Here is a 9,132-nt window from a genome sequence, read left to right as displayed (position 1 = left end):
CCGCAGTACATGTCTATGCTACTGCGTTCCGCTCGGATTCGCGGCGAATCAGCTGGGACAGATAAGCCGGCGTAATCTGCAGGTAGGACGCCAGCACCTTCTGCGAAATGCGACGTTCCAGACCCGGATAATCCAGACGGAAGATCGACAGACGCTGCTCGGCGTCCGACGCGCTGTGCGTCACGAAACGGCGCGACTGCGCACCCAGCGCATGCTCCAGCACACCCTTGTGATAAGCCGACAGCGCGTTGCTGCTGCCCAGCACACGGCATACCGCCTGCCAGTCGAAGCGATAGCCGTTCAGCGCTGTCTCCGCCACGATAAAGCTGGTCACTTGCTGGTCATCGCGGAATTCCAGATAGTCTTCGAACGCGTTGGCGCCCTGGCCTTCGGTAGCGAAGCGCGCCGTGATTTCCGCACCCGTTTCGCTGACATAGCCGACGCGGGCCACACCGCCCGTCAGCCAGAACACTTCCCTGTTGGCCTGACCTGCACGCTGCAGCATTTCGCCGCGGCGTAAACTGAAATGCGTTGCCAGCGGCGCGATACTGAGGCTGGCTTCGTCGTAGGTCCGTTCGTTGATACCGTAGCGCGCCATCATATCGTTTTTGTAATGCTGGCGGTGGCGCAGGAAATGCTGATTCATTCGAAATTGTCCCAGGTTGATCCTTTATTTATTCGACGACCATTCTAGGAAATTGTCTAACGTCTGATGACCAACTAGTTTAAGATTGTGAAAAAAAACTATCGCTTCCGCTTCCGAATGTCTCGATTTGTATAGGCAAACAGGTGGACTACGGCGGCCAGACGTTTCACCAGTTCCGCCATTTCCTCAGGCGGCACCTGGGCATATCCCAACATCAGTCCCTGCCAAGGCGACTCGCCCTGCACCGCCTGCACGCTGAGCGCATTGGCAATCAGGCCCTCGTCATGCGCGCGCTCGCTGATGGCGACGTCAGACAACGCCGGATCGATAAAGCGCAGCGCCAGATGCATGCCGGTGGACGCACCATGCACTTCCGCGATGCTGCCCAGATGGGTTTCCAGCAGCGCCACCAGGGTGTCGCGGCGCTCGCGGTAAACGCGCCGCATGCGCCGCAAATGCAGCATGAACTGCCCGCTGCGCAAGAATTCGGCCAGTGCCAGTTGTTCGGCGGGCCTGCCGCGCGACGCGGCCTGCGCCAGCATCAACGACAGCGGCTGCGCCAATTCAGGTGGTACCACCAGGTAGCCGATGCGCAGCGCGGGGAACATGGTCTTGCTGAAAGTGCCGCAGTACAGCACCGGCGCATCGGGACACAGTCCCTGCATCGCCGCCAGCGGCGGACCATCGTGGCGAAATTCGCTGTCGTAATCGTCTTCGATAATCAGCGCGCCCGCAGCACGTGCGCCGTCGATCAGGGCCATGCGCCGCTGCAGCGACAGCACGGTGCCGGTCGGGTATTGATGCGAAGGCGTGGTGTAGATCAGTTTGGGTGGACGCTTGCGCCAGTCGGCGGTCTTGGGCGCGATGCCGTCTTCGTCGACATCGATGCCCTCAATGCGCAGGCCCGCAGCGCGGAAGGACGCCAGCGCGCCACCGTAGCCGGGGTTTTCCATCCACACCACGTCGCCTTCATCGGCGCAGGCGCGCGCACACAGATCCAGGCTGCTTTGACTGCCGTCCGTGATGAAGACTTGCGAGGCTTCGCACACCACGCCACGCGAAGCGCGCAGATAATCGGCCACGGCTTCGCGCAGCGCCGCCTCGCCGGCCGGGTCGCCGTAATTCAGCTTATGCGTTGGCAACGTGCGCCAGGCGCGGTCCAGCAGGCGCCGCCACAAAACCATGGGGAAGCTGGGTAGATCCGGCACACCAGGAACAAAGGGGCTGCCGATGGCGGCGGAAATCGTCTTGCGCCGCAGATTGCGCGCACGCTGCGACAGGCCCGCCTGTGGAATCGGCGCGGCCTGCCGCTCCTTTGGCGCCACCGCGGCCACGATGGTGCCGCGCCGGTCGCTGATCACAAAGCCTTCGCTGGCCAGCTGCTCGTAGGCGTACAGCACCGTGTTGCGGGCGACGCCCAGTTCGGACGCCAGCTCGCGCGTGGCCACCAGGCGCGTGCCCGCTGCAAGGCGGCCATCGCGAATGGCGGAGCGCAGGCATTCGTGCAGCAGGCGCTGGCGCGGCCAGGCGTGGTGTCCCTGTTCCTGGGTGAAGCTGGAAAGCAGCAAGGCGTAGTCCATTGTGGCTCCATCAATTTTGCGGTCACTGGACCTGTTGCAGGAGCCAGCAATCCCATTATAGTGCGGCCCATGCACAACTCAAACGCCCCCAGCGCACGCACCAGGCTGCAGCGCATTCCCCGCAACGCTTCCTACGATCGGGCGCTGCTCCATTCGATCGTGGACGAGGCGTATATCTGTCACATCGCCTTTGCCGACGCCCACGGAACGCATTGCATACCCACGGCCTGCTGGCGCGAAGGGGACTATCTCTACATCCACGGCTCAAACGGTTCGCGCATGCTCAAGCGCCTGATGGAGCAGGATGCCTGCGTAACGATCACGCATCTGGATGGGCTGGTGATGGCGCGGTCGGCGTTCAATCATTCGATGAACTACCGTTCGGCCATGGTCTATGGGCGCTTCGAGGAAGTCGCCGACAAGCATACAGCGATGGCGGCGTTCATGGAGCATCTTGCACCAAGCCGCCAGGCGTCGATTCGCGCCGGGAATGAGAAGGAATATGCAGCCACCACGGTGATGCGCATCGCCTTGAGCGAGGCGGCCTGCAAGGTGCGCAGCGGCGGGCCGAATGATGACGAGGAAGACATGTCCATCGCCGTATGGGCTGGCGTGCTGCCGCTTGCTGTCACGCGCGGCGCACCGGTCCGCGACCAAGCCTGTCCGGTTGACGCGCCCGGCTACGTTCAGGATTGGGCCGCTCGCTAACGCCGCTCGCGCCACCAGAGGCCAAGCATCGCCGCCATAAACGCGACGCCGAATGGCCACGCAGGCAGGTGTTCCCAAGGCAGCGCAGCCGCAAGGAGCGCCGGCTCGGCGCGCCTTGCAACGGCGGCGGGAGCGCTGCGCGCCATATAGCGCTCTGTCGCATCGTGCCGCAGCGCCTTCTGCCACGCCGGCCAATCCGCCGCGCCGAACACATACACCTGGCTCGCCGCGTCGCCACTGCGCAGCTGCTGCCATCCCGTCTTTGCGGGCCAGAACGCTGCGCATGCGGCATCAGCCTTGTCCGCCCGGGACTGCAGCGCTGCTGGCGCACCATCGGCCAGTTGCAGCGGCGCGCCGGGCGCCAGGCCCTGTGCGCATATCTCCGTGCGCACACCCGGCAACGGCATCGGATCGTCCAGGCGCCACGCCATCTTCTGCGTGCTGCCCGCCGTCGCGTAATCGAGCACTTGCTGCCACCACTGTCCCAAGGCAGCAGGCGCCGTAATCGCGTACTTGTGCCAGTCGGCGAGGCCCAGCCAGATAATGCGGCCCTTGTGCCATTCACGCTGCCACAGCCAAGGCTTGCCATCCTTGTCCGAGGCGAGCGCCTGCCAGCTGCCCTGCGCAGGCAGCAGCGCGGCCGGTGGCAAGGCCAGCGTGGCGCCGGCCAGTGCGAAGTGACGCACATCTTCCTTTTCAGTGGTCGGCGACACCGCCTGCAAACGCAGACCCAATTCGCGCTGCCACAGCGCGCTGTCGGCCGCGTCGCCGCCAAACACCAGCAGCGGCGTGCCTTGCGCAACCTGTGCCAGCAGAGCGGCGCGGGCTGCATTGGATTCGACAAAGGCCGCGTCAGCCAGAATCGCGTTCGGCTCCTTGATTGTCTCCCGCGCCGCTTCAGTACGCGCAACCGCCTTGCCCAAGGTGGTCTGCCAGTCAACGACGGCATTGCTGTCGGATAGCAGTTGATTCAGCACCCGCGCGTCAAATGAGGGTGCGCCGAAGCGAGCCTGCAGCTGCAAAGGAATCGCTGCCTCCACACGCAGTGGAACCGGGCCTTGCGCAATCACGCCGCCCTTGCTGTCCAGCAGGCGCGCCTGCAGCACCATGGTCTCTGCAATCGGCGGCTGCCACTGCACGGTGACTGCCGATGCAGCCTGCGCCGCACCGGCATCGGCCAACACCTGCCCATTTTCGGCCAGTAACTGCAAACGCCAGCCACTGGATGGCTGCGTGCGGCGCACGGTCAACGCAAATGTGCGTCCCAGCGCAACCGTGCGCGGGAAATCGAGCCGCAGCAGGTCGGCAGCGGGTTCCCGCCACTGCACCGGCACCGGCGGCAAGTCACGCCACTGCGCTTCCATCAAGCCATGGCCCTCAATGACCAGTGCCTCAGCACGCGGAGCGGCCAGCAGCGCCGCTTCCAGTGCAGGCGATGTAGCGCGAACCGCAGCCGGTTCCGTCGCCAGCGTGACCGCGGCAGCGCTGATCGCGGATGGTCCGTGCGCCGTCAGCAATCCCGCCAGCGAAGTGGCGGCAACCAGCGACAGCGCGGCACTGGTCCACTGCCGCTTGCGCACATACAGCGCAGCACTGGCCACACCCGTGAACGCCACGGCAGCAACGACGATCAGTTCAGGCGTCATGGCCCCTCCTTGCGCAAGGCGCGGCCAAACGCGCTGTCCGATCGGGGGCGCGCCTGCAACACAACGGAAGGCTGGGTGACGGTCGCACGCAGCCAGGCACGCAGCGCGCCGCGGCAGGATGCGCAGCCATCGTCCACATCCTGCACTGCACGCTGCGCGGCCAGGCGCTGATCCTCGTCCGGCAGATGCGATAAGGCTTCGCGCGCCGTCTTGCTCCACAGTGCGGGCAAAGCGCCCTCGCCTGCCAGCGCCTGCACCAGCTCACGCACTTCCGGTGGCACGATCTGGCTGGCCTCCGCCTGCGCGCGGCGATAACTCTGCGCGCCGGCCATATCGCCGGACATGCGCTTTTCTTCCTTGATCGCAGGCGGTACGAAGGCCGTACGGTGCAGGTAGATGCGCTCGGCCTGCTGTAGTTCCTTGATCGCATCCAGCGCCTTGTACTCCGGCGGCAGCGCAGGTTTCGGCGTGATCGCGCGCAGGGCCTTCTCAGCGTCCCACATCGCGGACAGGGCGCGGCGCAGAACGGCCTTGGTTTGCGGATCGAATATCGTGGCGTTGTCTTCCATATCGTGTGCGTGGCCGAACTGCGCGATGATCGCCGCTTCGCCGCCGCCGATCGCTTTGCTTTCGTGACCACCAGCATGTTCTTCGTGATCATGGTCTTCGTCGCCGAACAGGGACGACTCTTCGCCCAGGAACTGGCCGTAACGCAGACGCAGCTTGGCCTGGTCGGATGCGATCTGTTCACTGCGCTGGCGCAGCGCGGCAGCGGACAGCTTCGGTGCATCAGCCACCAGCTGTTCGGTGTCGAGGATGATCTGGCGCTGGCTGCGCAGGTTTTCGGGCTTCACCATCGACGGCAATGCGGTCGATTCCAGCGATTCGCCTTCCGGACCAGGCAAGCGCAAGGTATAGGTCGGTGATTGCGTGGTGTGCGGCGCATCGGGTGCGTTGTCGGTGGCGCGCACGAAGAAATACAGTTCATCACCAGGCTCCATACCCAGATCGCTCAGCTGCCATTCCTTGTTCCAGTTGCGCGTGCGCGGGTCGCTGGACGCTGGGAGCGGCACTTCCTTGTCGCTGAAGCGGATATTTTCTCCGCTGCCGCGCGCAAGCGTCAGGTGCATAGTCGCGTTCACAATGGCGTAGTCGTCGGATGCCTGCACGGCGATCTTCACGCTGTGCGCATCGCGTTTCAGCACGTGCACTGGCTCGGAGGGCGCCGAGATGGCGATGGTCGGCGCCTGATCTGGCGTAACGCGAATGTTGAAGCGGCGGTTACGGTCGGATTGCGCGCGCCAGAATAGCGATTCTGTTGCGCGCCATGTGACGCAGTGGTCTTTCTTCACTTCGAGATTCTGCCCGTCGCTCAGTTCGACCGTGTCGTCGGCGTTGGTTGCGCACCAGCGCACGGCTGCCGCCTGTGGGAGTTGCAGGTCGCGCGGGGCGCCCTCGCTGGCGGGCATGCGGGTGTAGGCTGGCGGTTCGGCGCGCAGCGTGAGCGTTGCGTGCGCGATGGCGCTTGCTTTCTGCTGCTCTGCTACGCGCTGAGCGTATTGCGGCGAATGCGCGTAGCCGATGGCCCACGCCGCGCCGGACGCAACCAGCGCCAGTGCGAAGGGGATGGCGTTGTGGCGCACCTTGCTGCGGACGATGCTGTGCAGCGTGGCGTCATCGGCAGCGTCCCGCAGGCGGGCGAGCACGCGGTTGCGCTGCAGGGCAGCCAGCGGCGTGTGGTGGCTCTGCGCGTCGTCACTCAGGAGAGCGCTGCTGTCTTCCAGTGCGGGAATGGCGTCGTTCAGCCAAGTGGCGGTCTTGCGCTCGATGCGCTGCTGCCATTGGCGATAATCGACGGCGATCCAGATCGCCAGCAGTACGGCCAGCAGGAAGGCGGCGGCAAGGTGCGAGGCCGGCGCCAGCGCCAACATGGCGACCGGCAGCAGCGGCAGCAGCCAGCTCCAACTGCGGCGACGCAGGAAGGCGCGCAGCAGACGGGCTTTCACCGGGGCGAGATGGTCAGCGGCGGCGGACATGCGTCAGAATCCGTTCGATTGCGAAAAGGGCGAGCAATGCCCAGGCGAGCCACTGCGCGGGCGAGACGCCGGGCAATGGCAGGGGTGCGCTGCGCGTGGGCCTGGAGGCGTATTGCGGCATTGGATAAGCTGGCGTCGGCCGGGCGAGCTGCTGCCAGGTTTCATAGAGTGCGGCAGCGCTGGACTCGTTCGCCGGCAGCCAGTCCGGCGCGGTCCAGATGCGGCCTTGCGGGGCGTCGGCAATGTGCATCCTCAGGCCGTTGATTGTCAGCGCATTGGCTGCGGCGGCGCCCGAACGCCACCAGAGAGGGGCGTGCCAGTTCGCCGGTGGCGCTTCGGGACGGTCCCACACAATCAGTTCCGTGTCGCTGGTCGGCGCCTGCTGCAGCTGGTAGCGGCCGGCGGCGCTTGTGCCAAAGGCTGCGAATACAGCCTGCCATTGCGGGCGCCGCGCATCCGTCGTCGCCACCACGATGGCGTGCGCCGGCAGCGCGGCGGCGGAAGCAGCAGTCGACGCGGGGTGCGCGGCGGAGGATGCCGGTGCGGGAGCGGTGCGGATGTCGAGGGGGTGGGACAGCCGTGGCGGCTCGGCGGGCATCGGGAGTTGGCTCGCGAGGATCAGCAGGCGCGCGCCGGGACGCCATTCGTGTTCATGGTGGGCGAGCCAGGACAGTGCATCGGCAGGCAAAGGCAGGCGCGCGGCTTGCGTCATGCCGGCTGCGGCGACCTGCTGGACGACCCAGGCCGGTTCACTGGATTCGAGCGGCGCTTCGATGAGAACGGTGTCTCCGCGCCAGGGAATAGTGGTGACGGCCAGCCAGGCGATCAGCGTGATGAGCAGCAGCAGACGCAGGACGAGCAGCAGAAGCTCGATCCAGCGCGGCACGCGCTGCTGCTGGGGCGCAGCGGCAGGCAGGAAGCGGGCGGTGGCCAGCAACTCCGTCTTGACGCGCTCGCGCTTCTGCATGTGCCACCAGATCGGCAGCAGCAGTACCGGCAGCGCGAACCACCACAAAGGCTGAAGACTGGCCATCAACGCTTCCTCGCCGAAGGTGGACGCAGCCAGTCGCGCAGCACGGCGCCGACCGGCTGTTCGATCGTGGCAACGCACAGCGGCACGTCATGCTGGCGGCAATTCGCCCACACCGCATCGAAATGTGCGCCAACTGCGGCGCGGTAGGCATCGCGCTCCTCCGCTGTGAAGCGATGCAGCACGCCAGGCTGCTCAGGGTCGCGGTAAGCGTGGCCGCTGGCGAACTGCGCGTCAGCCTCCGCCTGCGTGCGCAGCGCCAGCAGGCGGACATCGTGGCGCAGGTGGCGCAGGCGCAGCAGCGCTTCGCTTAACGGCGATGGCCAATCCAATGCATCGGTCGTCGCCAGCACCATGCTGGGCGAACGGGCGAAATGCAGATTGGCGCGCAGGACGTCGGCATCGGGAAGCAGGCCCGATGGTGTGGCACGCTGCAGCGCTGCCAGCACGCGCTGCAGCTGACGTGGGCCGCGCGAGGCAGGTGTGAAGTCGATACGGCCGTCGGTGCAGATCACCAGGCCAAAGGCGTCGCCCTGGCGCTGGGCGATGGCAGCCGCGCAGGCCAGCGCCGTGCGCGCGAACCAGAATTTGTCGAGCCCCTGCACACTGCGGCTTGGCTCGGCCATGGATGCTGTAGCGTCCAGCCAGAGCCAGACGGCGACGTGGCTGTCGCGTTCCGCCTCGCGAACGTAATAGCGGTCCGCGCGCGCCAGCAGCTTCCAGTCCACGCGGCGCCACTCGTCACCCGGCGCATAAGCGCGGTATTCGGAGAACTCGACGCCAGCGCCGCGCTCACGGCCCGCGTGAATGCCATGGCCGAGACCCGCCAGCACATGGCGGATCACCAGCTCAAGGTCGGCGGCTTGCGCGACGAGCGCAGGAGTTTCCAGCAAAACGATTACTCCGGACGAATGGCGTCGCGCAGCGAGGCGAGAATGTCGGCAATCGCGATGCCGTCAGCTTCGGCTTCGAAGTTGCGCRGGACGCGATGGGCCAGCACCGGCAGCAGCATGTGAGCGATGTCCTCGCGCGTGACAGCCAGGCGGCCCTGCATCAGCGCGCGCGCCTTGGATGCCAGCACCAGCGCCTGGCCTGCGCGTGGACCTGCGCCCCAGCCGACATGCTTGCGCACTGCGTCCACCGTGCTCTCGCGCGGACGCGTCGCGCGCACCAGGCGAGTCGCCCAGCGCAGCAGATGCTCGCCAATTTCGATATCGCGCACCAAAGCCTGAAGGCGCAGCAGCGTCGCCACGTCCATCGCCGGTACGGCATCAGCCAGGCCAGCGTGGGTGGTGGCGGATACCATCGCGATCTCTTCGTCTTCGGTTGGATAGCCGACATCGATGTGCAGCAGGAAGCGGTCCAACTGCGCTTCCGGCAGCGGATAGGTGCCCGCCTGCTCGATCGGATTCTGCGTGGCCAGTACGAAGAACGGCTTCGGCAGTTTGTGCGTCTGGCCGGCGAAGGTCACCGCGCGCTCCTGCAT

Annotated in this window: 8 protein-coding genes; 1 reads left to right on the top strand and 7 read right to left on the bottom strand. The window is 65.9% G+C overall.

Going from position 1 to position 9,132, the window contains the following annotated elements:
* Nucleotides 1-13: 13 nt before the first annotated feature.
* Together AB4Z11_RS13395 and pdxR are read right to left on the bottom strand one after the other, a co-directional pair.
* Nucleotides 14-646 (bottom strand): Crp/Fnr family transcriptional regulator, encoded by a 633-nt coding sequence (locus AB4Z11_RS13395; RefSeq protein ID WP_442025745.1) that lies wholly within the window; start codon nucleotides 644-646, stop codon nucleotides 14-16.
* Nucleotides 647-744: 98 nt separating this feature from the next.
* Nucleotides 745-2,226: a MocR-like pyridoxine biosynthesis transcription factor PdxR gene (pdxR, locus tag AB4Z11_RS13390; RefSeq protein WP_442025744.1), complete on the bottom strand. Its 1,482-nt coding sequence runs from the start codon at nucleotides 2,224-2,226 to the stop codon at nucleotides 745-747.
* 69 nt (nucleotides 2,227-2,295) lie between these two features.
* Here pdxR and AB4Z11_RS13385 point away from each other — a divergent pair, with 69 nt between their 5' ends.
* Nucleotides 2,296-2,934 carry a pyridoxamine 5'-phosphate oxidase family protein gene (locus AB4Z11_RS13385; protein WP_442025743.1) on the top strand — a complete coding sequence of 213 codons (639 nt, stop codon included), beginning with the start codon at nucleotides 2,296-2,298 and terminating at the stop codon, nucleotides 2,932-2,934.
* On the opposite strand, the gene AB4Z11_RS13380 is transcribed toward AB4Z11_RS13385, so the two are convergent.
* From AB4Z11_RS13380 to AB4Z11_RS13360, 5 genes are all read right to left on the bottom strand, one after another.
* A complete protein-coding gene (locus AB4Z11_RS13380; RefSeq protein ID WP_442025742.1) occupies nucleotides 2,931-4,580 on the bottom strand; it encodes a hypothetical protein in 1,650 nt (549 codons plus the stop codon). The two genes, AB4Z11_RS13385 and AB4Z11_RS13380, sit on opposite strands and share 4 nt — an antisense overlap.
* Nucleotides 4,577-6,616 (bottom strand): DUF4175 family protein, encoded by a 2,040-nt coding sequence (locus tag AB4Z11_RS13375; protein WP_442025741.1) that lies wholly within the window; start codon nucleotides 6,614-6,616, stop codon nucleotides 4,577-4,579. Before AB4Z11_RS13375 ends, AB4Z11_RS13380 begins: the two co-directional genes overlap by 4 nt.
* The gene (locus AB4Z11_RS13370) at nucleotides 6,600-7,649 is read right to left on the bottom strand and encodes a hypothetical protein (protein WP_442025740.1); all 1,050 of its coding nucleotides are present in this window, start codon (nucleotides 7,647-7,649) and stop codon (nucleotides 6,600-6,602) included. Before AB4Z11_RS13370 ends, AB4Z11_RS13375 begins: the two co-directional genes overlap by 17 nt.
* Nucleotides 7,649-8,539, bottom strand: a complete 891-nt coding sequence (locus AB4Z11_RS13365; RefSeq protein WP_442025739.1) for a DUF58 domain-containing protein — start codon at nucleotides 8,537-8,539, stop codon at nucleotides 7,649-7,651. Before AB4Z11_RS13365 ends, AB4Z11_RS13370 begins: the two co-directional genes overlap by 1 nt.
* A gap of 5 nt (nucleotides 8,540-8,544) precedes the next feature.
* The coding region (locus AB4Z11_RS13360) for an AAA family ATPase (RefSeq protein ID WP_442025738.1) at nucleotides 8,545-9,132 on the bottom strand (588 nt) is incomplete at its 5' end.

It is taken from the genome of Pseudoduganella sp. RAF53_2, assembly GCF_052113985.1.
Taxonomy (GTDB): Bacteria; Pseudomonadota; Gammaproteobacteria; order Burkholderiales; family Burkholderiaceae_D; genus Rugamonas.
Note: the sequence above shows the minus strand (reverse complement) of the source record. Positions and strands in the feature narration are given on the sequence as shown.